This window comes from Burkholderia sp. AU30198 (genome assembly GCF_020419825.1).
GTDB lineage: Bacteria > Pseudomonadota > Gammaproteobacteria > Burkholderiales > Burkholderiaceae > Burkholderia.
Window position 1 is genome coordinate 237,238 of the sequence record NZ_JAIZSA010000001.1, and the last position, 22,042, is coordinate 259,279.

At 67.7% G+C, this 22,042-nt stretch carries 19 protein-coding genes and 1 pseudogene; 14 read left to right on the forward strand and 6 right to left on the reverse strand.

Annotated features, from left to right (window positions below):
* Nucleotides 1–159 precede the first annotated feature (159 nt).
* The 5 genes and pseudogenes from LGN19_RS01020 to LGN19_RS01040 all read left to right on the forward strand — a co-directional run bounded on the left by LGN19_RS01020 (nt 160) and on the right by LGN19_RS01040 (nt 6,623).
* A pseudogene (locus LGN19_RS01020) lies at nt 160–1,058 on the forward strand (LysR substrate-binding domain-containing protein).
* Between the two features lie 575 nt (nt 1,059–1,633).
* The gene (locus LGN19_RS01025) at nt 1,634–1,999 is read left to right on the forward strand and encodes a hypothetical protein (RefSeq protein ID WP_226212881.1); all 366 of its coding nucleotides are present in this window, start codon (nt 1,634–1,636) and stop codon (nt 1,997–1,999) included.
* Nucleotides 2,000–2,057: 58 nt separating this feature from the next.
* Nucleotides 2,058–3,692: an LVIVD repeat-containing protein gene (locus LGN19_RS01030; protein ID WP_226212882.1), complete on the forward strand. Its 1,635-nt coding sequence runs from the start codon at nt 2,058–2,060 to the stop codon at nt 3,690–3,692.
* A 125-nt stretch (nt 3,693–3,817) separates the two neighbouring features.
* Nucleotides 3,818–5,107 (forward strand): DUF6765 family protein, encoded by a 1,290-nt coding sequence (locus LGN19_RS01035; RefSeq protein ID WP_226212883.1) that lies wholly within the window; start codon nt 3,818–3,820, stop codon nt 5,105–5,107.
* Between the two features lies 1 nt (nt 5,108).
* Nucleotides 5,109–6,623 carry a hypothetical protein gene (locus LGN19_RS01040; protein WP_226212884.1) on the forward strand — a complete coding sequence of 505 codons (1,515 nt, stop codon included), beginning with the start codon at nt 5,109–5,111 and terminating at the stop codon, nt 6,621–6,623.
* On the opposite strand, the gene LGN19_RS01045 is transcribed toward LGN19_RS01040, so the two are convergent.
* Both LGN19_RS01045 and LGN19_RS01050 read right to left on the reverse strand, forming a co-directional pair.
* On the reverse strand, nt 6,586–7,395 hold the full coding sequence (locus tag LGN19_RS01045; protein WP_226212885.1) for an AraC family transcriptional regulator: 810 nt from the start codon (nt 7,393–7,395) through the stop codon (nt 6,586–6,588). The genes LGN19_RS01040 and LGN19_RS01045 overlap by 38 nt on opposite strands.
* Nucleotides 7,396–7,744: 349 nt before the next feature.
* Nucleotides 7,745–9,598 (reverse strand): sulfatase-like hydrolase/transferase, encoded by a 1,854-nt coding sequence (locus LGN19_RS01050; RefSeq protein ID WP_226212886.1) that lies wholly within the window; start codon nt 9,596–9,598, stop codon nt 7,745–7,747.
* Nucleotides 9,599–9,732: 134 nt separating this feature from the next.
* Between LGN19_RS01050 and LGN19_RS01055 the strand changes: the two genes are divergently transcribed.
* Both LGN19_RS01055 and LGN19_RS01060 read left to right on the forward strand, forming a co-directional pair.
* Complete coding sequence (locus LGN19_RS01055) at nt 9,733–10,749, forward strand: LysR substrate-binding domain-containing protein (protein WP_226212887.1); 1,017 nt, start codon at nt 9,733–9,735, stop codon at nt 10,747–10,749.
* A 338-nt stretch (nt 10,750–11,087) separates the two neighbouring features.
* Nucleotides 11,088–13,337, forward strand: coding sequence for a putative bifunctional diguanylate cyclase/phosphodiesterase (locus tag LGN19_RS01060; RefSeq protein WP_226212888.1), 2,250 nt, complete (start codon nt 11,088–11,090; stop codon nt 13,335–13,337).
* Nucleotides 13,338–13,371: 34 nt separating this feature from the next.
* On the opposite strand, the gene LGN19_RS01065 is transcribed toward LGN19_RS01060, so the two are convergent.
* Both LGN19_RS01065 and LGN19_RS01070 read right to left on the reverse strand, forming a co-directional pair.
* Complete coding sequence (locus LGN19_RS01065; protein WP_226212889.1) at nt 13,372–14,439, reverse strand: diguanylate cyclase; 1,068 nt, start codon at nt 14,437–14,439, stop codon at nt 13,372–13,374.
* Between the two features lie 55 nt (nt 14,440–14,494).
* Nucleotides 14,495–15,499, reverse strand: coding sequence for a chemotaxis response regulator protein-glutamate methylesterase (locus tag LGN19_RS01070; protein ID WP_122949325.1), 1,005 nt, complete (start codon nt 15,497–15,499; stop codon nt 14,495–14,497).
* A 357-nt stretch (nt 15,500–15,856) separates the two neighbouring features.
* Between LGN19_RS01070 and LGN19_RS01075 the strand changes: the two genes are divergently transcribed.
* Both LGN19_RS01075 and LGN19_RS01080 read left to right on the forward strand, forming a co-directional pair.
* Complete coding sequence (locus LGN19_RS01075; RefSeq protein ID WP_205186877.1) at nt 15,857–16,120, forward strand: hypothetical protein; 264 nt, start codon at nt 15,857–15,859, stop codon at nt 16,118–16,120.
* Nucleotides 16,121–16,257: 137 nt separating this feature from the next.
* Nucleotides 16,258–16,686 carry a hypothetical protein gene (locus LGN19_RS01080; RefSeq protein WP_174958523.1) on the forward strand — a complete coding sequence of 143 codons (429 nt, stop codon included), beginning with the start codon at nt 16,258–16,260 and terminating at the stop codon, nt 16,684–16,686.
* A gap of 76 nt (nt 16,687–16,762) precedes the next feature.
* Here LGN19_RS01080 and LGN19_RS01085 read toward each other — a convergent pair whose 3' ends face one another.
* Nucleotides 16,763–16,987 (reverse strand): hypothetical protein, encoded by a 225-nt coding sequence (locus LGN19_RS01085; protein WP_039357299.1) that lies wholly within the window; start codon nt 16,985–16,987, stop codon nt 16,763–16,765.
* A gap of 338 nt (nt 16,988–17,325) precedes the next feature.
* Here LGN19_RS01085 and LGN19_RS01090 point away from each other — a divergent pair, with 338 nt between their 5' ends.
* The 5 genes from LGN19_RS01090 (at nt 17,326) to LGN19_RS01110 (ending at nt 21,049) form a co-directional block, all read left to right on the forward strand.
* The gene (locus LGN19_RS01090; RefSeq protein WP_122949327.1) at nt 17,326–18,015 is read left to right on the forward strand and encodes a DUF969 domain-containing protein; all 690 of its coding nucleotides are present in this window, start codon (nt 17,326–17,328) and stop codon (nt 18,013–18,015) included.
* Nucleotides 18,012–18,962, forward strand: coding sequence for a DUF979 domain-containing protein (locus tag LGN19_RS01095; protein WP_226212890.1), 951 nt, complete (start codon nt 18,012–18,014; stop codon nt 18,960–18,962). The genes LGN19_RS01090 and LGN19_RS01095 overlap by 4 nt, the downstream gene beginning before the upstream one ends.
* Nucleotides 18,963–18,981: 19 nt before the next feature.
* Nucleotides 18,982–20,004 carry a DUF2891 domain-containing protein gene (locus LGN19_RS01100; protein ID WP_226212891.1) on the forward strand — a complete coding sequence of 341 codons (1,023 nt, stop codon included), beginning with the start codon at nt 18,982–18,984 and terminating at the stop codon, nt 20,002–20,004.
* Nucleotides 20,005–20,068: 64 nt separating this feature from the next.
* Complete coding sequence (locus tag LGN19_RS01105) at nt 20,069–20,338, forward strand: hypothetical protein (RefSeq protein ID WP_226212892.1); 270 nt, start codon at nt 20,069–20,071, stop codon at nt 20,336–20,338.
* Between the two features lie 387 nt (nt 20,339–20,725).
* The gene (locus tag LGN19_RS01110) at nt 20,726–21,049 is read left to right on the forward strand and encodes a hypothetical protein (RefSeq protein ID WP_226212893.1); all 324 of its coding nucleotides are present in this window, start codon (nt 20,726–20,728) and stop codon (nt 21,047–21,049) included.
* Between the two features lie 159 nt (nt 21,050–21,208).
* On the opposite strand, the gene LGN19_RS01115 is transcribed toward LGN19_RS01110, so the two are convergent.
* Nucleotides 21,209–22,033 (reverse strand): IclR family transcriptional regulator, encoded by an 825-nt coding sequence (locus LGN19_RS01115; protein ID WP_226212894.1) that lies wholly within the window; start codon nt 22,031–22,033, stop codon nt 21,209–21,211.
* Nucleotides 22,034–22,042 lie beyond the last annotated feature (9 nt).

A 22,042-nucleotide genomic window follows, 5' to 3' on the forward strand; every position in this document is an offset into this window, starting at 1 on the left:
GAGTGCCGACGGGCCGGGGCGGGGTGGCAGAGGGCCCGGACCGGAACAGTCCGGGCCACTGCGACGACCTCGACACGCGTCGAATCAAGATGCTATTCGTGGAACAAATGGCGTTCCAGTCCCTTAAAATGCCATCAGTGTTCTATAGGTGGAACAATCATGGATGACCTGAACGACCTCTACTACTTCGTGAAGGTGGTCGAACACGGCGGGTTCACGCAGGCGGGGCGTGCGCTGGACGTCCCGAAATCGACGCTGAGCCGGCGCATCGCGGCGCTGGAGGCGCAGTACGACGTGCGGCTGCTGCAGCGCACGACGCGCCGGTTCACGGTGACGGAGACCGGGCGCGAATTTTACGAGCGGTGCCTCGCCGTGCTGGTCGAAGCCGAGGCGGCGCGCGAGGTGATCGAGCGCCGGCACGCGGAGCCGCGCGGCATCGTCCGCGTGAGCTGCCCGACCGCGCTGCTCGAATACCGGGTGAGCGAACTGATCGCGCGCTTCATGGCGATTCATCCGCAGGTGCAGGTGCATCTCGAGGCGACGAATCGCCGTGTCGACCTGTTGAGCGAAGGGATCGATCTCGCGCTGCGCGTGCGCTTTCCGCCGCTGGAGGACAGCGATCTCGTGATGCGCATCCTCGGCGACAGCCCGCAGCGGCTGGTGGCCGCGCCGCACTGGCTGGACGGGCGCGCCGCGCCGCGCCGTCGGATCCTGCCGAACTGGCCGGCGTGCCGAGCCTCGACTGGGGGCCGGCGCGCCATCACGTGTGGCAACTGGTCGGGCCGAACGACGAGCAGGTGCCATTGCGTCATCACCCGCGCTTCATTACCGACGACCTGCATGCGCTGCGCGATGCGGCGATTCACGGCGTCGGCATCGTGCAACTGCCGTGCATGGTCGTCGAGGACGACCTGCGCAACGGCACGCTGGTCGACGTGCTGCCCGGATGGGCGCCGAAGGGCGGCGTGATACACGCGGTGTTTCCGTCGCGGCGCGGGCTGCTGCCGCGCGTGCGTCTGTTGATCGACTTCCTGGCCGAACACATCCGCAAGGATTGACGCGCGGCTGCCGGGTTCGGCGTGTCGCCGCCGGGGGTGCGGAGGCGGTCGGTGCTGCTGCACGGCCTGCGCGTCCCGCTGCGTTCCTTCATCGCATCGAGGCCGTCGCACCGGTTGGTTCGTGAGATCAAACCGCCGGGCATCGTTGTGCGCAAATCGCTCGTCGCTCGTCGCCCATCGCCCATCGCCCATCGCCCATCGCCCATCGCCCATCGCCCATCGCCCATCGCCCATCACCCATCACCCATCACCCATCACCCATCACCCATCACCCATCGTGCGTCGTGCGTCGTGCGTCGTCGGCTCGTGAGATTCGCGTGTGACGATTCCCGAATCCGGCGCGCAACCTGGCCCGGCCAGCCCTGGCTCGGGTTACTCCGGACGCAATTTTCCGACAACCCGCAATAAGCAGATATCGCTGCATCGGGTCGCTCACTACCATTCGTCGAACGGCTGACGACCGCGCGGATGGCCGGCCTGCCGCCGGCACGAGATGCGGCGCGGCGTCAGTGCCGATGAAACGGAGCGCCGCAATGGAGGAAGGGAATCTGCGGCAGCGGCGTCGACTCGTCGCGTTGATCGCGACGGTGTCGGCGCTGGTGCTGGCTTACGGTGTCGCGCGACATTTGTCGCACGCGTCGACGAGACCGCCGGATCAACAGGTCTTTTCCGTCGAGGTCGATCGGGACAAGGTGCCCTGGCAACGATCCGTGATCGCGATTCGCGAAGGCATGCCGGCGCATATCAAGGTGCATGCGCGAGAGGCCGGTGTGCTGATGGCGCATGAAATACCGGGCGCGCTCGCGGTCTGCACGTCCGGAACCGAGCAGTCGATGGACATTCTCCCGGTCGGGATCACCGGGCGCTTTTCGCTGCACTTTCACAGCCGCACCGGCGAGCAGATCGAGGTGGCTGTCATCGAGATATATCCGGACAACTAACGATAAAACCGGATCGAAACGACATTCGAAACGAAGTTCGAAACAGGAGGAGGCAAAGATGCTGGTACTGAATCGCCTGGCGATCGCGATATCGCTCGGCACACTCATGCTCGCCGGCTGCGGCGGAGACGACAACGACGTGACGAGCCCGCCGCCTGCCGTATCGGTGGCGGACTACGTCGTGCCGCGCGTGCCGGGCTGCAGCCCCGGCGACACGCCCGAGACGGCGCTGCAAGGGCAGGTGCCCGCCGCGCTGCGCCAGTCCGGATTCGGGGGCTTCAACTGCAACCTGAAGCAAGTCAGCCAGGTGCAGGGCGAGGGCGCGTCGTGGTCGGCGGCGACCTACACCGACCGGCAGGGGCACACCTGCTTTTACCATGCGACGATGGGCGCCACCCCGGCGTTCAACAACCCCGATGCGCCGCCGCGCGTGAATCCTGGCGTACCGGTGATCGACATCACGGACCCGGCCAAGCCGGTGCGGGTGAGTTCGCTGACGTCCACGGCGATGATCGATCCGTGGGAATCGCTGCGCGTGAACGTCGCGCGGGGGATTCTCGCCGCCGATAACGGGCTCGGCGGCGCTGGCGGCCCGGAAGTCGATCTGTACGACGTGGCGACCGACTGCACGCGCCCGCAGCTGCTCGCCAGCGTGCCCATCGGCACCGGAACCGACGGCGGCATTCTCCCGAGTGTCAGGCCCATGGGCCACGAAGGCGGCTTTTCCCCGGACGGCTTCACGTACTACATCGGCGGTGCGTTTTCGAAGTCCTACTATGCAGTCGACCTGACGATACCGACGCGGCCGAAGCTGATCTCGGCGATCACGATGGCCGACCTGGGATTCGGGGTGCTGCCGCACGGGCTGTCCGTGAGCCAGGACGGAAACCGTGCGTACTTCGTCAGTATCGGCAATACGGGCGCGGCGACCGGATCGGGCGCACCGCCGCTGGACAACCCGAACTCGAACGGGGACAACGGGTTCTTCGTCATCGACACCAGCGAAGTGCAGAGCCGTCGCCCCAATGCGCAGATGCACCGGGTCGCGACCGTGCCGGTGCGCGACGGCAGTGCGGCCCAGCACACGATCTCGTTCGCCGTGAGCGGCAAGCCTTATGTGGTCGAGGTCGACGAAGGCGGGTCGGGCGGCCTCCAGGATCCGGGGGCGACAGGTGTGAAGGCCGCGTGCAATGCAGGCGTGGCACCGTTCCCGATGGGGCACATCTACGACATGTCGAACGAAGCCGCGCCGCAGCTCGTATCCGAGCTGCGACTCGAAACGCATGCGGTGCAGAACTGCAGCAAGGTGATTCCCGACATTCTCGGCCTTTCCACGTTCACGTACGGGTCGCACTACTGCAGCGTCGACAATCGGGAGAACGCGACGGCGCTTGCGTGCAGCTACTTCAACTCCGGCGTGCGCGTATTCGACATTCGCGATCCGGCGAAGCCGAAGGAAATCGCGTACTACAACCCGCCTTCGGCCAAGTCGCCCGGCGCCGGTTCCGCGCACCTGATGTTCGGCCAGTACCGCCCGGGCGGCCCGGACTGGTGCGCGTCGCGCCTCGATTTCGATTTCGACCGCCATCTGCTGACCACGGCGTGCCAGGACAACGGCCTGCTCGTGCTGTCGTTCGAGAACGGCGCGTGGCCGTTTCCTGAAAGCACCAAAGCGACGGAGATCGGCAATTGATGCACGGCAGACAGGTTGCTCGCAGGGCATCGCGTGAGAGGGTTGCAACCGGCAGGGCAGGCGCGCGAGGGCGCGCCCGGAGAAATCCGGGCGTTGCCGCGCTGGCCTTGCTGGCGGCGCTCGCGATGCCGCTGACATGCTCGGGGTTCGAAGCGGACGTGCATTTCGGTCTCACGTTCTGGCTTGCGCGGCAAGCGGGGTTCGCGTCCGGCGAGGCCGATGCGATCGCGCTTGCCGACCAGCGGATGGATGCCGGCTCGATCGAATACATGACGTCGCCGCTGCAGTTTGCCTGCCTGTCGCGCTTCGCGCCCGATGCGCAGGATACCCAGGCGGCGCACTACCCGAGCGAGACCCGGGTGCCGGCCGCTGCCGCAGCCCGGGCCGTGGTGCCGGACGGCCCGGCCTCGCGGTCGTTGGTCGATGCTACGCTGCGGCGCGCGGAAGGGCGCAACGCGGGATTCATGCTGGGCGAGTTCGGTCGGGCGCTGCATGCGTTGCAAGACGCATGGGCGCACCAAGGCACGCCGTCGGTACCCGACTGGCGCCGCTACGGCATCGAGTGCGACGCCGGCCTGGCGATGGCCGCGCCGCTCGAGCGCGGTGGCCCGTCCGGCCACGCCGCCGAGATGACCTGGCGTTGGCCCGTCGATACGGAGGCGATGGCGAAGTCGACCTATCTCCAGATGATTCGTTATCCGAATATCAATGGAGCGTCGAGAAACGCGCGGCCGTGGGAGCAGGTGCGGCCGATGCTTGCCGGTTTCATCGATGCACGAACCAAGCACGCGAAATCGGGCTGGTTCGTCGCGAACGGCGTGAAGGACACGTCGTTCCTCGACGGCACGAGCCTGCCGGACGGCCCCGCGTGGCAGGCGGTTCGCTGGCACGGCCGGCGCGACGTGCCGAAGCCGGTCGCGCCGACCGAGCAATCCGGCGTCGACAAGGGGCTCGCCGATTTCTACGCGCGCTTCTTCAGCGACTGGGTCACGACGTCGCCGGTGGACAAGCGCTGGCTGCCCGCGCTGGCTGCCGGCCGCACCGGCAAGCCCGATGGCCCGCTGGTCGAGCAACTGACCGGCTGGCGCTTGCGGGATCACGGCGCCTACCTCGCCATCGGTACGCCCTCGCAGCCGACGGGAAGCGCCGGCGCGATCCTGCGCAACCGCGCTTCGTTCGCGGTCTTCAAGTCGCTAAACGATGCGGTGCTGCCGCTCATCGTGGAGGGCGACAAGCCGTCGCCGATCCTGCCGTTCCTGGTGTTTCCTCTGCCCGATTCGGCCGACGGAAACAAGCGTGCCGTCGCATTGATCAAGCTGCTCGATGCGCCTTACGACACGATCGGCGTGGTGTCGGAGCAGCGCAGCGGGGCCGGCTGGAAGGTCACGGGACTGATTTCGTCTTCCGATTACTGACATGCGCGACGACTTCGAATACGGTGCACGTGGCGCGACGGCCCACGTCGACAACGCGGGCCCACGCTGCAACGCGTGGCTGGCCCCGGCGGCGGTGGCGCTCCTCGCGTGCGCGCCGGCATGCGCCGATGCGCATGCGTGGAATATTCCGTACTACCTGCCGGTGCCATTGTGGCTCTATGCGTACGCGGCCACCGGCACGCTCGTGGTGTCCTTCATGATCCTGGCGTTCGCATCGGGCGCGCGCGTGCCGGACACGCGCGCGCCGGCGATCCGATGGCGGCGGGAAGGGCGGATACCGGCCGTCGCGCTCGCAGCGGGGCAGGCCGCCAGCATGGGCTTCGTCGTCCTGCTGATCGTGTCGGGCCTCGCCGGCATCCAGAACCCGTTCGTCAACCTCAGCATGTCGGGATTCTGGCTCTGGTTCTATCTGGGGTCGATCTATGTCAGCGCGGTGTTCGGCGACCTCTATGCGCTCACGAACCCGTTTGCGTTGCTGCTGCGGATCGTGGCGCGCGCCGTCCCGGCAATCGACCGGGGCCGGTATCGCTACCCCCGGAGCCTGGCATCGTATCCGGCGCTGCTCGCGTATGTGGCCCTCATCGCGCTGGAGCTGTTCGGCGCGGCAAGGCCGCGGGACGCCAGCCTGTTTCTTGCCGGCTACGCAGCCTGTGCGCTGGCCGGTTCGTTCTGTTTCGGCCGCGACGTGTGGCTCAGGCATTTCGATGCGTTCGGCATCCTGTGCGGATTGTGCGCACGACTGTCGCCGCTCGAATGGCGCCGCGTGTCGGCGCGCGAGATCGGCGTCAGGTTGAGGAATCCGGTCGCCGCCATGGCATCGGAACCACCATTCGACACCAGCGTCGTGATCTTCCTGTCGTTCATGCTGTCGTCGACGGCCTACGACGGCCTGCGCGATACGGCCGTCTGGAACACCTTCTTCTGGCGCGGCATCTATCCGCTGATCGTCGCGGTGTTTCCGTCACTGAAAAACGACTACGCGATCGCGGGAGACCTCGTGCTCGCCGGGCAGTGGGCCACCTTTGCCGCGGTCGGGCTGGCCTACCATGGCCTGTTTCGGGGCTTCTGCGCGCTCGGCGCGGCGGGATCGCGTTCGGCGCTGGATGGCAACGCGTTCGCGCGGCAGTTCTGCCTGTTGCTGTTGCCGATCGCGCTGTTCTACAACGTATGTCACTACTTCACGCTGTTCATCGACCAGGGGCGGCAGATCGTTTCGCTGCTGTCCGATCCGCTCGGCATCGGCTGGAACCTGCTGTCGATCGAACCGGCGCAGGTCGCGCCGACCGCGCTCCTGATCAACGTCGGCTACGTCTGGCATGCGCAGGTCCTGCTGATTCTCGCCGGCCATGTGCTGAGCGTATATGTCACACACGCAATCGCCGTCCGTCATCGCGTGCTGGCCGGCACCGTGGTGCGCAACCAGTTGCCGTTGCTGGTGCTGACGATCGTGCTGACGGTCAGCGGCCTGTGGATCCTGTCGCTGCCGCTCGCGTGACGTTCGCGGCACGCGGCTTGAGCCCGGACGGCGAGCATCCCCACCGTTTGCGGAACGTGGCCGAAAAGTGGCTCGTGGTCGAGAAGCCGCATGCGAGCGCGGCCTCGGTCACATCGCATCGTCCGCGTTCGATCAGGTCGCGGGCGGCCTGCAGCCGGGTTTCGACGATGTACTGATGCGGCGTCACCCCGTTGGCTTTCTTGAAGTTCCGGATGAACGAATACAGGTCGCCGGGATAGTCGATCGCTTCGGCAACCGTCACGAGCGTCAGCGGATCGCGGAAATTGTCGCGGATGTACTCGACGGCCCGGCGCATTCCCTGAGCATGCGTGTACTCCCGGGCCTTGCGCGTCGACTCGAGATACGCCATACGGCCGAGCGCGGCCGCACCCAGGGTTTCGACGTAGGTCGGCCCCGACGGCATGCCCGCGACTGCATCTTCATGGATGCTCCTGATGATCTGCACGAGCAGATCGTCGCTCACGTCGAAGCGGGGCACGGCCGGCGTGCTGGGCAGCAGGCCTGAGCGGGCCAGCCAGGACACATCGAAGTGGACGGCGAGCCACTCGATGTCGTTCGACCACCGGCTGGAACACCCGAAGCCGGGCGGCACGTAAGTCAATGGCGTGCGCATCACGTGCGCGGCCCAGCCGTTGCTGTCGGTGCGCATTTCGAATCCGGTCGGCATCTGCAAGTGCAACGTGAAGACCGGCTCGGTCGTCTCGAGATCGATCAGCTCCGACGCTTCCGCGATGTAATGATCGATCGCCACGACCCCGCGCGACGGTGTCGCCAGCTGCCGTTTCCAGCTCGCCGGCGGTTGCCAGTTGGACCGGCGTCCGTCGGGGTGTTTCGCACACACATAACGCATCGTTGGCCGGTTCTGCATGCCTGTTCCCTTGATGTTGCCCGGATACGGGCGAAGCGCGCGCTCGCCGCGTTGATCCGCCCTGGAGAATCAGCACACTGTAGGACGTCATGCTTACTCGATACTTACCTGTCCCGGACGACGATGAAACGAGGCGCCCCGCGTGCGATCGAACGGCGCGACCGCACGGCAGGGGATCGCGTGACGCGGAATCGTCCGATGTTTGCCGGTTCCGGAAGACGGCCGGCCGCCTTCAATGCCGGTTGCGGATCTGCACCTGTACCTTGCCGTCGCGGATCGGCATGACGTCGGGACTGTCGTCGCCGACTTCGCTCGCGATCAGGTCGTTCAGGCGGCCGTTCATCGCGAGCAGCAGCTCGCCGTGCCTGTTCCGGTCCATCGCCAGATTGCGCATCTCGCCCGGATCGCTCGCGACGTCGAACAGCTCGACGTCGTTGCGCGCGAACAGGTCCTCCATCGTCGTCGGCCGGTTGAATTCGAGCGGCGAGAAATAGCGCGTGAACCGGTAGCGGCCGTCGAACACGCTGCGGATCGTGCCGCGCAACCGGAAATCCGGCTGCTGCGCCAGCGCGCGGCGCAACAGCTCGTCCTCGGGCACGCCTTTCTGCCGCAGCGTGCCGAGTTCCTTCAGCATCCATTCGCTGTCGTAGTACAGCAGCATCGCGTAGTTGAACAGCGTCGCGTCGCGCGCCGCGTGTCGCTTCGCGTCGGCCGGCTTCGTGAGCCAGCGCGTGAGGTCGTGCCCCTTCAACGCGCTGCCGCGGATCGACGCGAGACGCGCGTCGTCGAGGCCGGTGAGCCCGAGCAGCGTCGGTGCGATGTCGATGTGCGACGTCAGCGCATCGCACTGCATGCCGCCCGGATACGCGGGATGGCGGATCACGAGCGGCACGTGGTTCTGCGGCTGGTACGCGGTCGCACCTTTGCCGACGAGCTGGTGCGCGCCGACGTGGTCGCCGTGGTCGGCCGTCATCACGACGATCGTGCGTTCGTCGAGGCCGAGCGACTGCAGCGATTGCAGCAGGCGCACGACGTGCGTGTCGCAATCGCGGATGCAGTTGAAGTAGTTGTCCTGATAGATCCGCACGCGTTCGTCGGTGAACGGATAGCGGCCGACGAGGTTCGCATGCGCGGCGTTGAACATTCCATGCGCGGGCGGCCGTCCCGGCTCGTCGTACGGTTGCCGCCGCGATGCCGCGAGCGGCACGTCGTGCCACGACGTGCGATACAGCGCGTCGTTCGGCGGCGGCGCGATGCCGAGCATCGGATGGTTCGCGTCCTGGACCGTCGAACCGTTCGTGTCGGTGTTCACGAACATCGCGTCGTGCGGGTTCACCAGATTCACCGCGAGGAACCACGGCTTGCCTTCCTTCGCGAGACGCGGCGCGTGGTTGCGCATCCAGCTGACCGCGGCTTCGGCCGTGATCCCGTCGTACTGGTAGCCGCCGCGCACCGCCCCGATCAGGTCGCCCACGCCGAAATAGTCGTCGAAACCGTACGACCGGATCGTGCGGTTGTAGTCGGCCACGGGAGCCGTGTACGGGCTCGAGGTTTCGTGCATCGACGCGCTCAGGTGCCACTTGCCGAGATACGCGGCGTAGTAGCCGGCATCGCGCAGCATGTGGCCGACGGTACGCACGTCTGGCGACATGTCCTTCTGCCAGGGCACGCCCGCGTTGTCGAGCACGCCGGTGTGCTGGATGTGCTGCCCCGTGTAGACCGTCGAGCGCGACGGCGAGCACACGCATGCGGCGATCTGGTGGTGCATGAACGTGATGCCGTCGCGGCGCAGCGCTTCGCGGCCCGGCACCGGAATCGGCCAGCGGTCGAAGTGGCGCTCCTGGTCGGTCAGGATGAACAGGATGTTGTAGCCGGCAGGCGGCGCGGCGGGCGCGGTCGTCGCGCCATGGAACGCGGGTGCGGGATCGACGCCTGCACCGGCGGCAACCGGTGCGGCCGGCGGCGGGTTCGCGGCCAGCGCATCGGCGCCGAAGCCGGCCGCCGCGACCGCCGCGCCGGCCAGCTTGAGGAACTGGCGCCGCGCGGTGGGTTCGGCGGCGGCGGGGGTGTCCTGATCGTCTTTCACGTCGGCTGTCTCCAGATCGTGCCGGCTCGTGCCGGGGGTTTCCATGCCGACGACTATGCGGCAGGATCGCGTATCGATCGATGAAAGATCGGGGTCGATCAATAACCTGAGCAACATGAATGACGGAGGCGTCCGTGACCCACGACCCACGCGGCCCGGCCGGCCGCACGCGGCAGCAACCGCTCGCGCCGCCCGGCGCGCCGGCCCACGAGCAGCGCATCGCGCAGGCGCTGCGGCGGCTGCGCGTGCGCGACATGGAAACGCTCGACACGCTCGGGCGCACGCGCAGCTTCGCGCGCACGGCCGAGGCCGCGTCGATCACGCAGCCCGCGCTGTCGAAATGGCTGCGCGAGCTCGAGGAATCGCTCGGCCTGCCGCTGTTCGAGCGCACGTCGCGGCGCGTCGCGCCGACCGCCTACGGCGATGCGCTGCTCGAGTGCATCGGCCGCGTGCTGACCGACATGCGCGGCGTCGCGCCGGCGTTCGACGCGTTGCGCACCGGCACCGGCCGCCCGGTGACGATCGGCCTGCTGCCGAACATGGCGCCGCAACTGATTCCGGGCGCACTGGTGTGGCTGCGGGAAGCCGGCCGTCCGGTGCAGCTCAACGTGCGCGAGGACACGCTCGACCGGATGCTCGCGCAGGCGCAGCGCCGCGAACTCGACCTGCTCGTGTGCCGGCTCGATGCGTCGGCGCTGAGCGCGGGGCTCGACGTCGCGCCGCTGTACCGCGACGACATCATCGTCGTGTGCGGGCCGCGCCATCCGCTGCTCAGGCGTGCGCGGATCGGCTGGCGCGACGCGGCCGCGTTCCCGTGGATCGCGCCGCCGCTCGGGTCGCCCGCGCGCCTGGCGCTGGACGCCGAGTTCGCGAAGGCGGGCCTGGCGCCGCCGTCCGTGCTGATGGAATCGGTGTCATGGCAGACCAACCGCGCGGTGGCCGAGCAGTCGCCGTGCCTGTTCGTGCAGTCGGCCCGCGCGTTCGAGTTGGCCGAGCGTGCTGGGGAGCGGATCGGCCGGTTGCCGCTGAAGCTGTCGACGATGCCTGAAACGGTCGGCGCGCTGTATGCGGCGCCCGCGAGCGTGTCGGTTACTGCCGCGATCGACGCGTTGAAGGCCGTGACGCGCGCGGATCCCGGCGCGGTCGCGTGAACGCGAACGGTGCCGGGGCGCCGCCACAATCTGACGAATCGTTTGCGAACGCGGCGTGTGCCACGAACGGCCTTGCGCCGGGCCGTCGCGCCGCGTGTCAGTCTTTCGGCAAGCTGACTGCCGGCAGCCAGCATCGCACGGACCGCGCGTAACCCCTGATGCGCGCGGATGCCCCGGCGTGTCACGGATTGGTGTTAAATGTATTTCGGCGCGCGTTGGCACCGCGCGCTTCACGGGGCGCACCGGGTATCGGCGTAAACCCGGGGCGAAAAACGGCACGAAGGATCGAAAACGAATCGGGCGCATCAGACCCGATCGGACAGACGGCAGGATTCATCTTGAATACCGAACCGCAAAGTTCTCGTTACAGTCTCGGGCTCGCGGCGGAAGTGCTTGCGTCCGAGCAAAGCGTGCTGAGGCTGATCACGCGCAACACACCGCTGCCGGAGCTGTTGGTCGAAGTCTGCCGGCGTGCCGAGGCTTTGCTCGGCGACGGTGCGTCATGCACGATCCTGCTGCTCGATATCGACGGCGTGCACGTGCACGTCGGCGCCGCGCCGTCGTTGCCCGCGAAGTACAGCGCGGCGATCGAAGGCGCGTCGATCGGCCCTGCGGCCGGCTCGTGCGGCACGGCGATGTACCTGCGCCGGATGGTCGCCGTCGAAGACATCGAAACCGATCCCCTGTGGGCCGACTACCGTTCCATCGCGTTGCCGCTGGGCTTGCGCGCCTGCTGGTCGGTACCGTTTCTCGACGATAGCGGCGCCGTGCTCGGCGCGTTCGCCGTCTATCACCGCACGCCCCGCCGGCCGGGCGACGAGGAAACCGCGCTGTTGCGCGATATCGGCAACAGCGTCGGCCTCGCGGTGCACCAGGACCGGATCGCGCGACAGCTTGCGCGCAGCGAGGAACATCACCGCCTCGTGGTCAACAGCCTGCACGAAGGGATCCTCGTCGTGTCGCGCGACGGTATCGTGGTCGCGAGCAACCCGAGTGCGAACCGGATGATGCGTGTGAAGGGCGACCTCGTCGGCCGCCGGCTGTCGACGGTGATCCTGCGCAAGCTGCACGAGGACGGCACGCCGATCGCGCCCGACGACTGGCCGAGCCGGCGCGCGCTCGAGACGGCCACGCCGCTGCTCGACTACACGGTCGGCTTCGGGCTCGCAGACGGCGACGTCATCTGGGTGCGCGGCAACGCGGTGCCGATCGTGAAACCGGGCGACAAGCAGGCCGACTCGGTGCTCGTGTCGTTCAACGACATCGGCCCGGTGCGCGAAGCGCAGCAACAGTTGCGCTACCTGGCGACGCGCGATGCGCTGACGGGCCTCTACAACCGCCGCTGGCTCGGCGACCGCATGCGCGAGCTGTTCGGCGGACACGATGCGGCGGGCGGGCCCGCACGCGTCGCGATCCTGTTCATCGATCTCGCCGGCTTCAAGAAGGTCAACGACACGGCCGGCCACGAAGCCGGCGACGCGCTGCTGCGCAGCGTCGCGGCGCGGCTGTCGGCCTGTGGGGGCGGCCAGTACGCGCTGACGCGGGTCGGCGGCGACGAGTTCGTGATCCTCGTCGAGGACTGCGACGATCCCGACCGGCTCGCGGTGCTCGCGCGCGAGGTGATCGAAGCGATCGCGAAGCCGTTCGCAATCGCGAACAACGAATACTGGCTCGGCGTGTCGATCGGGATCAGCGTCGCGCCGCGCGACGGCGACGATGCCGTCACGCTGATGCGCAACGCCGATTCGGCGATGTACGACGCGAAGCAGCGCGGCCGCAACCACTTCACGTTCTTCACCGCGCAGCTCAACCTGCGGCTGCAGCGCCGCTTCGCGATCGAGCAGTCGCTGCGGCGCGCGCTGTCGTCGGACATGCTGCGGCTCGCGTATCAGCCCGTCGTCGACGCGCGCAGCGGCCGCACGGTCGGCGCCGAAGCGTTGCTGCGCTGGACGAGCCCCGAGCTCGGGCCGATGTCGCCGGCGGAGTTCATTCCGGTCGCGGAAGATACGGGGTTGATCGTCGCGATCGGCCAGTGGGTGCTCGAAACCGCGTGCCGGCAGGCGGCCGAATGGCGCCGCACGATCGCACCCGACCTGATGCTGGCCGTCAACCTGTCGCCGCGGCAGTTCCACGAAGGGCTCGTCGAATCGGTCGATCGCTGCCTCGCGCAGACGCGGCTCGATCCGTCCGCGCTCGAGCTCGAGATTACCGAAGGACTGCTGATGAATGACACGGACACCGTGCTGCCGATGCTCGAGGCGCTCACGGACATGAACGTGCGGATCTCGGTCGACGATTTCGGCACCGGCTATTCGTCGCTCGCGTACCTGAAGCGCTTTCCGCTGCACAACCTGAAGGTCGACCGCTCGTTCGTATCGGGCGTGCCCGATCATCACGACTCGGTGGCGATCACGCAGGCCGTGGTCGCGATGGCGCATTCGCTCGGGATGAAGGTCACGGCCGAAGGCGTCGAGACGCAGGCGCAGTCGTGGTTCCTGCAGCAGATCGGCTGCGACATGCAGCAGGGCTATCTGTTCAGCCGCCCGCTGGATCCGCGCGACTACGCGCGCCGGCTCGGCGCCGTGTAAGCGCGGCGCGCGTTCGGCGTTCAGTGTTCGACGTTCAATCGATGCGAGGCACGCCGAAGCCGCCGGAGCCGGGCGTCGTCGGCGTTGTATCGATCTCGACGCGGTTCTTGCCTTCGTGCTTCGCGCGATAGAGCGCGCGGTCGGCGGCTTCGATCAGCAGGGTCGTCGGCAGGCCGGGCATCGGCACGATGCTCGCGCCGCCGATGCTGATCGTCACGGTGTTGCCCGTCGACGAATGCGCGTGCCGCAGCCGCAGCGCCTCGACCGCGAGGCGGATCTTCTCGCCGAGCAGCCGCGCGGCGCCGGGCGACGTCGCCGGCATCACGACCGCGAATTCCTCGCCGCCGAAACGCGCGGCGAGATCGCCCGACTGGCCGAGGCAACGCTCGATGGTCGACGCGATCTGCTTGAGCACGCTGTCGCCCGACACGTGGCCGTACGTGTCGTTGTACAGCTTGAAATTGTCGACGTCGATCATCAGCAGCGACAGCTCGCTGCGTTCGCGCGTGCCGCGCCGCCATTCGGCGGCGAGGTATTCGTCGAGATAGCGCCGGTTCGACAGCCCGGTCAGGCCGTCCGAATGCGTGAGGCGGCGCAGCTCGAGATTGGCTTCGAGCAACTGTTGCTGCGATTGCCGCAGCGCGCGATAGGCCTCGTCGCGCTGCAGCAGGTTCATGTACGAGCGCGAGTGGTAGCGCACCCGTGCGACGAGCTCGATGCGGTCGGGCAGCTTCACGAGGTAGTCGTTCGCGCCGGACGCGAACGCGGCGCTCTTGATCGTGGGCTCTTCCTGCGTCGACAGCACGATGATCGGCACGTCGCGCGTCGCCGGATTCGTCCGGTACGCTTTCACGAGGCTCAGCCCGTCGGTGCCGGGCATCACGAGGTCCTGCAGGATCACGGTCGGCCGCGTCTCGATCGCGGTGGCCATCGCGTCGTCCGAGCGCGGGCAGTAGTGGAAATCGATCCCTTCCTCGTCGATGAGCGCGCGCCGCACGGCTTCCGCGACGATCGTCTGGTCGTCGACCAGCAGCACCATCGCCGGCACGTCGGCGGGCGGCGTGTAGGAGCCGCCTGGCGGGCGAGTCAGGTCAATGGTCATGGTCGATGCAGGTTGGGGCGAGGGCCGGCATGGGTGTTGCGCATGCTCATCGGGCTCAGATCCGCGCGAGCGCCGCCAGCTCGCCCGCGATGCGCCCGAGCGGCAGGATCGCGCGCGCCGCGCCGAGCGTCGCGGCCGCCTTCGGCATGCCGTACACGGCACTGGTCGCCTCGTCCTGCGCGATCGTGTGGTAGCCCTTCATCCGCAGCGCCTTCAGGCCGATCGCGCCGTCGCGGCCCATCCCCGTGAGCAGCACGCCGATCACGCGGCCGGGCCAGTGCTCGGTCAGGCTGTTGAAGAAGACGTCGACCGACGGGCGATACGGCGTGGCAGCCGGCTCGCGCGTGTATTCGAGCGTGCCGGCGCGTGTGATGCGCAGGTGGTCGTCGGTCGCCGCCAGCAGCGCGACACCCGGCTGCGGGCGGTCGCCTTCGCGCGCCACGCGCACGGCGAGCGGCGTCTGGCCGTCGAGCCATTGCGCCATGCCTTCGGCGAACGCGCGGTCGACGTGCTGGACGATCACGATCGGGGCATTGAAATCGGCCGGCAGGCTGCCGAGAATCGACGCGAGCGCGCCGGGGCCGCCGGCCGACGCGCCGATCGCGACCAGCGGGCCGCCGCCGGTGCGGGGGGGCGTGCCGGCGAGGCGCGAGCCGCCGGGTGCGTCGAGCACGCGGCCGATCTGGTCGATCTTCGCGAGCAGCAGTCGGGTCGTGTCGCCGGCGGCGCCGTCGCCGAGCCGTGGTGTGTCGACCGCGTCGAGCGCGCCGGCGCCCATCGCCTCGAACACGCGCCACGCATTCGCGCCGATGCAGCTCGTCACGATCAGGATCGCGCACGGTCGTTCGGATCGCATGATCCGCCGCGTCGCTTCGATCCCGTCGAATTTCGGCATGATCAGGTCCATCAGCACGATGTCGGGCGGCTGCGCGGCGCACAGCTCGACGGCTTGTGCGCCGTCGGTCGCGACCCACAGCACACGGTGCTCGGGCCGTCGCGCGATCGCACGGCGCATCGCCTCGACGGCAAGCGGGAGGTCGTTGACGATGCCGATGTTCACAAGCGGAATTCTCCGGTCGGTTCGTAATGTTGGAGGTGGGCCGGGTTCATGGAAGGGGCTGCCTGTTCGGCGCCGCCGGGCGGCATCGGCGGCCGGACGGCACGGCATTCTTTTCGGTTGGCGACGCCCCGCATGCTGGCATGCGGCGCGGACGGCGGCAATCGAAAAATTTGCGCATTGCGCCGTTTCCGTGCGTTTCCTCCCTGGCGGCGCGGTGTTTCAGGCTGGCAAAGGGCACGGGCCGCCGAAGCGGACATGTTACCGTGGCGCCCTCGACAATAAGAATGGCCGCCACGCAACATGGGGTATGGAAAGCGGGACCGTGACATCAGCGCCACGTATTGCCGAAGCTATCTGGTGACGCTCGGTGCCGCCTTCGCGGGTGGCAGCGCGTTTTTCCTGTCTGCCGCGCCCGCGGGCAACTGGCCGGGGTGGGGCATCGGGCTGCTCGCCGCGCTTCTGATCGGCGGCACGTTGCTGGTTGCAATCGGACTGTTCGGTTCCGAGCGGTTCGTGCGCCGGTGCGCGGAAACGGCGTCGGGGCACGAGGCCGCGCTGGTCGTCATGGCGATGGCCTATCCCGTGTATCTTCTGCTGCGCCTGGTGTACGACAGGCGCTAGTACCGGCTGGTTTGCGACCGGCGGCGTCACGCAGCACTTTTTCATGTAGACGGGGAATCACGACAGATGGCTTTCACAAACGGACGAGGGCAGGCAATTCTGAAAGGTGCGGATGCGGTTAGCGCGAGGCGTTCGCAATGACCGCGCCCGACACCACGCTCGTCAGCCGCGACCCTCACGCGCCGATCGTGATCGAGCGCGACGGCCGGTTGCTGTACCGGATCTACATCGAGAGCGGGCACGCGTCGTTCTACCACGATTTTCCGGTCGATCCCGACGCGGTGCGCGTGCTGCGCGACGACGCCGAGCGCTTTTACTTCCTGTTCGTGGCGCTTCACCATCCGTACCAACTGAGTGCAACGAACCTGTCCGACGCGGAACGCGAACGCTATTTCAGCACGATCCTGTTTGCCGGCCGCGATGAAGTCGAAGCGTTCATGACGGAACTCGACCGCGCCAGCAACGGTGCGGTCGCGAACCTGCTGAGGATCTTCACGCAGGCCGACTCCCGGCAACTGCGCGCGGGCAGGTGGTTCGACATGGGCGCCGGCACGCCGGCCCCGTAGCGCCCGCGCAAGGCCGTCGTCCGGTTCAACGGGCGACGACGGAAACCGGCCGCGCACCCGAGGCGCGGCCGAGCCGTCAATGGCTGCGCGCGTACCCCTGGATCAGCGCGCGCATCATCCCTTCGACCGTCGCGTCGAGCAGGTCGGCTTCCTGCTCGGACTCCTCGACGAGCGCGGCATACGCGGTCGCGAGCGTCACGCGATCGACCTCATGGCGTTGCTCCATCAGCGTCACCATCCCGTCCTTCGCCAGATGAGCGGAGAACGCGCGGCTGCCGATGGTCTGGAATACGTCAATCATGGTGGCTCTCCCGTCCGTTGCCGATGCTTTCCAGTTTAGTCGGCGCACCGGGGCTCCGCCACGCGCGGCAGGCCGCCACACACTCCCCCCGGGCGGGCACCCGCGTGCCGCGACCGGTGCGCAAGCGCCGGAGGGCTAGCCACCGATTCCTGGGATGAAACACCGGCGACACATGGCCCGGGCACGGTATCCGCACGCTTCAACGTTTACCCGAGACCGCAAATTGTCGACTTTTTATCGATAAAGTCTCGTGTTAGATTGCGCCGTCCGAGTCCGGTCGAAACCGGGCAGGCGCGGTGCGTTGCCAAGGCGCCGCGCGTCCGCTACAAGGAGGAGCAATGCTGGTGCTGATTGGGGTGCCGATCGTCGTGATCGGTTTTGCGCTGCGCTTCAATGCGCTGCTGGTGGTCACGATCGCGGGGCTCGCGACGGGGCTGGCGGGCGGGCTGAATCTCGTCGACATCGTCAGCGCGTTCGGCAAGGCGTTCACCGAAAACCGCTACATGGGGCTCATCTGGCTGACGCTGCCGGTGATCGCGCTGCTCGAGCGCAACGGGCTCAAGGAGCAGGCGAAGCGCATGATCTCGCGCGTGCAGGCGGCCACCACGGGCCGCGTGCTGATGCTGTACTTCGTGCTGCGCCAGGCGACGGCCGCGCTCGGCCTCACGTCGCTCGGCGGCCATGCGCAGATGGTGCGGCCGCTGATCGCGCCGATGGCCGAGGCCGCTGCCGTCAACCGGCATGGCGAGCTGCCCGAGTCGGTGCGCCAGCAGATCCGCGCGCATGCGTCGGCCGCCGACAACGTCGCCGTGTTCTTCGGCGAGGACATCTTCATCGCGATCCAGTCGATCCTGCTGATCAAGGGCTTTCTCGAACAGAACGGGATCTCCATCGAGCCGCTGCACCTGTCGGTGTGGGCGATCCCGACCGCGATCGCCGCGCTGCTGATCCACTGCGCGCGCCTCGCGCTGCTCGACCGCCGGCTGGCGCGCGGCTTCGGCCTGGTGCCGCAGGAGGGCGCGCGATGATCGGCCTCGAATCGCTGTACACGCTCGCGGGGCTGATGTTCACCGCGTTCGCATTCTTCAACCTGACGGACCGCACGAATCAGCGCCGCATCGTCAATTTCGCGTTCTGGGCGATCTACGCGGTCACGTTCCTGCTCGGCGCGCTGCTGCCGCATTTCGTGACGGGCTGCCTCGCGATCGCGCTCGCGGTCATTGCCGGTTCGGGCAAGCTCGGGCGCGGCAAGTCCGATGAAGCCGGGGAAGCCGCGGCCGTGCGGCGCGAAACGCTCGCGCAGCGTTTCGGCAACACGCTGTTCCTGCCCGCGCTGCTGATTCCGGTCGTCACGCTGATCGGCACGTTCGCGCTAAAGCTTGTGCCGTTCGTCGACCAGAAAAGCGTGACGCTGATCTCGCTCGTGCTCGGCACGCTCGTCGCGTTCGCCGTCGCGCTTGCGATGCTGCGCGATTCGCCCGTGCATGCGGTGAAGGAGGCACGCCACACGATGGACGCGGTCGGCTGGGCCGCGATCCTGCCGCAGATGCTCGCGGCGCTCGGCGCGCTGTTCGCGGTCGCGGGCGTCGGCGGCGTGGTGTCGGGGCTCGTGAAGGACTGGGTGCCGATCGATTCGCCGTTCGCGGTGGTCGCGGCCTACACGGTCGGCATGGCGCTGTTCACGATGATCATGGGCAACGGCTTCGCCGCGTTCCCCGTGATGACGGCCGGTATCGGCCTGCCGCTGATCGTCCACCAGTTCCACGGCAACCCGGCGATCGTCGGCGCGATCGGGATGCTGAGCGGATTCTGCGGTACGCTGATGACGCCGATGGCCGCGAACTTCAACATCGTGCCGGCGGCGCTGCTCGAACTGAAGGACAAGAATGGCGTGATCAAGGCGCAGTGGCCGACGGCCGTGCTGCTGCTCGCCGTGAACACGCTGCTGATGTACGCGTTCGTATTCCGCTTCTGACTCGATGGACGAGATGCCCATGACCGACCGACTCACGCCCGAACTCGCCTCGACATTCGCGTCGCTCGCGCTCGCGCACCTGACCCGCGAATATCCGAACAAGCTCACGCATTCGCTCGAAGGGCCGCACGACGTGCAGGGGCCGCGCGCGCTGCACCCGATCTTCTACGGCAGTTACGACTGGCACTCGTGCGTACACGGCTACTGGCTCGTGCTGCGCGTGCTCGAACGCTACCCGGCCTTGCCCGAGGCCGAACGCATCATCGCGATCGTCGATGCGCACTTCACCGATGCGAACGTCGCCGGTGAGCGCGCGTATCTCGCGCTGCCGCACAACGCCGGCTTCGAGCGGCCGTACGGCTGGGCGTGGCTGCTCGCGCTGTCGGCGCAGTTGGAGCGGCTCGCGCTGAAGGGCGCGCTGCCGCAGGCCGCGCGCTGGGCGAAGACGATGGCGCCGCTCACTGATCTGTTCGTGTCGCGCTTCGAAACCTTCCTGCCGAAAGCGACCTATCCGCTGCGCGTCGGCACGCACTTCAACACCGCGTTTGCACTCTCGCTCACGCTCGACTTCGCGCGCGAAACGCAGCGCGACGGGCTCGCGGCGCTGATCGTCGATACCGCGAAGCGCTGGCACCTGAACGATGTCGCGTGCCAGGCGTGGGAGCCGTCGGGTGACGAATTCCTGTCTCCGGCACTGATGGAGGCTGAGCTGATGCGGCGCGTGCTGCCGGCCGCCGAATTCGACGGCTGGTTCGCACGCTTCCTGCCCGATCTCGCGCGCGGCGAGCCGGCGACGCTGTTCGAGCCGGCGACGGTCAGCGATCGCAGCGACGGCAAGATCGCGCACCTCGACGGATTGAACCTGAGCCGCGCGTGGTGCCAGCGTGCGTTGGCCGGCGCGCTGCCGGAAGGCGATGCGCGACGCGCGAAGCTGCTCGAAGCGGCCGACCGGCATCTCGCGAGCGCGCTCGCGCACGTGGCCGGCGACTACATGGGCGAGCACTGGCTCGCGACGTTCGCGTTGCTCGCGCTGGAGGCGTAGCGCGACGGGTGCCGCGACATGACGGGCTTTCCGCGTGTCGCGGCAGCCGAACGACGGAGGGTGCATGCAGGCGCTGCCGATGGATCAACGTGACGAAAAACGGGCATGGGTGACGGAAATCATGACGTTCATCGAAACGCAACCCTATGACCCGGACATTTGTGCGCGATATGTGTACACCGCAGCGCTTGATGCCCGCGCATATCGGTACCGTGACCGACGGCTCGACACCTTGCTCGATACGATTCGCGGCATGAGTGCAGGGGACGAGTTTCACTATTCACAGGATGAACTCGTTGAAATGTTGCAAGCGTATTTGCGCGATGCCGAGTGAAGAGCGGGGCTGAGCGATTCGTCGCCGAACCGAGGCGCGAATGCGCCGAGACAGGCTGCTCAGGGATCAGCCATGCGCGGGGTGTTGTCCGCATGATCGATTTTCCGGCGTGCGGAGCAGCGGTGCGAGCCGCGTCGCTGCTTCCCGCAGCTTCGGCACGTTCTCCCGTCAATCGTTGAGCGTCGCGCGCGGACCGCGCGCGATGCCACGGTCGTGGCTGCGCGAGCGTGCACGGGTTCGCAGCGTTCGCGTTGCTGGCGCGGGAGGTGTCGCGCGCGAAACCCCGCCGGCGGCAAGGTCTTCGGCGCACGGCTATACTCGGCGCTCGGGTTGCCTCGTTCCATGCGTATTGCGCGAGGCGGCCATCCATTCGTTCGCCGCCTCGCCATGGACAAGCTTATTTCCTACGTTGCCGCGATCCACGGGCTCGCGGGCCCGGTGTTGATCGTGTCTCACGCGACGTCGCACGACCGCTGGACCGACGACGACGTCGAGGTCACGCGCGACGAAACCGAATACCGCTTCGACAACGGCGCGATCGTGCGTCGCTCGGTCGAGCAGGACCGCGCGCCGTCCGATCTGCTGTGTGCCGAATGCTGGATCGACTACGACGTGCTTCGCCATCCCGATGCGCAGCCAATTGGTCCGACGCGGCTGACGTTCGACAATGCATGCCGCGAAACCTTCTGGTTGCGTTATCACCTTGCGTGACTGCGTGACTGCGTGACTGCGTGACTGCGTGACTGCGTGACTGCGTGACTGCGTGACTGCATGACTGCATGACTGCATGACTGCATGACTGCGTGACCGCATGACCGCATGACCGCATGACTGCATGACTGCATGACCGCATGACCGTGCGCAGCCTCGTCAACCTGGCGGCGCGCCATCCGCCGCATGCAGCAGCGGCGCGAGCCGCGTCGCCGCTTCCCGCATCTTCGGCACATTCTCGAGCAAATCGCTGAGCGTCGCGCGTGCGGTCGGCGCATGCACGGCAAGCGCCGCGAGCACGCGGCCGCTCGCAGCATCCTTCACCGGCACCGCAACAGCCACCATCCCGCGCACGAATTCCTCGTTGTCGATCCCGACGCCGCGCGCGGCGAGTCGGTCGAGCTCGGCGGCCAGCAACTGCGCATCGGTCAGCGTCCGGTAGGTCATCTTCTTCAGCGTGAGCCGCGCGAGCATCGCGTTGCGCTCCAGCGCGTTCATCTGCGACAGGAACAGCTTGCCGCTCGCCGTGCAATGCAGCGGCACGCGCATGCCGGGCCGCATCTCGAGCCGCAGCGGCTCGGTCGTCTCGACGCGTTCGACGTACAGCACCGTGTCGCCGTCGAGCGCGGTGAGGTTGCAGGTTTCGCCGAGCACGTCGACGAGCGAGCGCAGCACCGAGCGGCAGCCGCGTGTGAAGGTGTTGTTCGACAGCGCCGCGAGCGCGAACTGCGCAGCGCGCGGGCCGAGTGCGATGCCGCGGTCGTGGCCCCGCGAGTCGGGCATGTGAATCACGTAGCCGCGTGTTTCTAGCGATTCGATCAGCCGCAGCAGCGTCGCCTTTGGAATGTGCAACCGTGCGGCGAGCTGCGACAGCGTGTACGGCTGGCCGGCCGACGCGAGCGCTTCGAGTACCGCGAGTGCGCGCAGGACGCGCGCATCGTCGGCAGGCGCGCCGTCGGGCGGCGCGGGGGCGGTTTCGCGCATGTGTCTCCT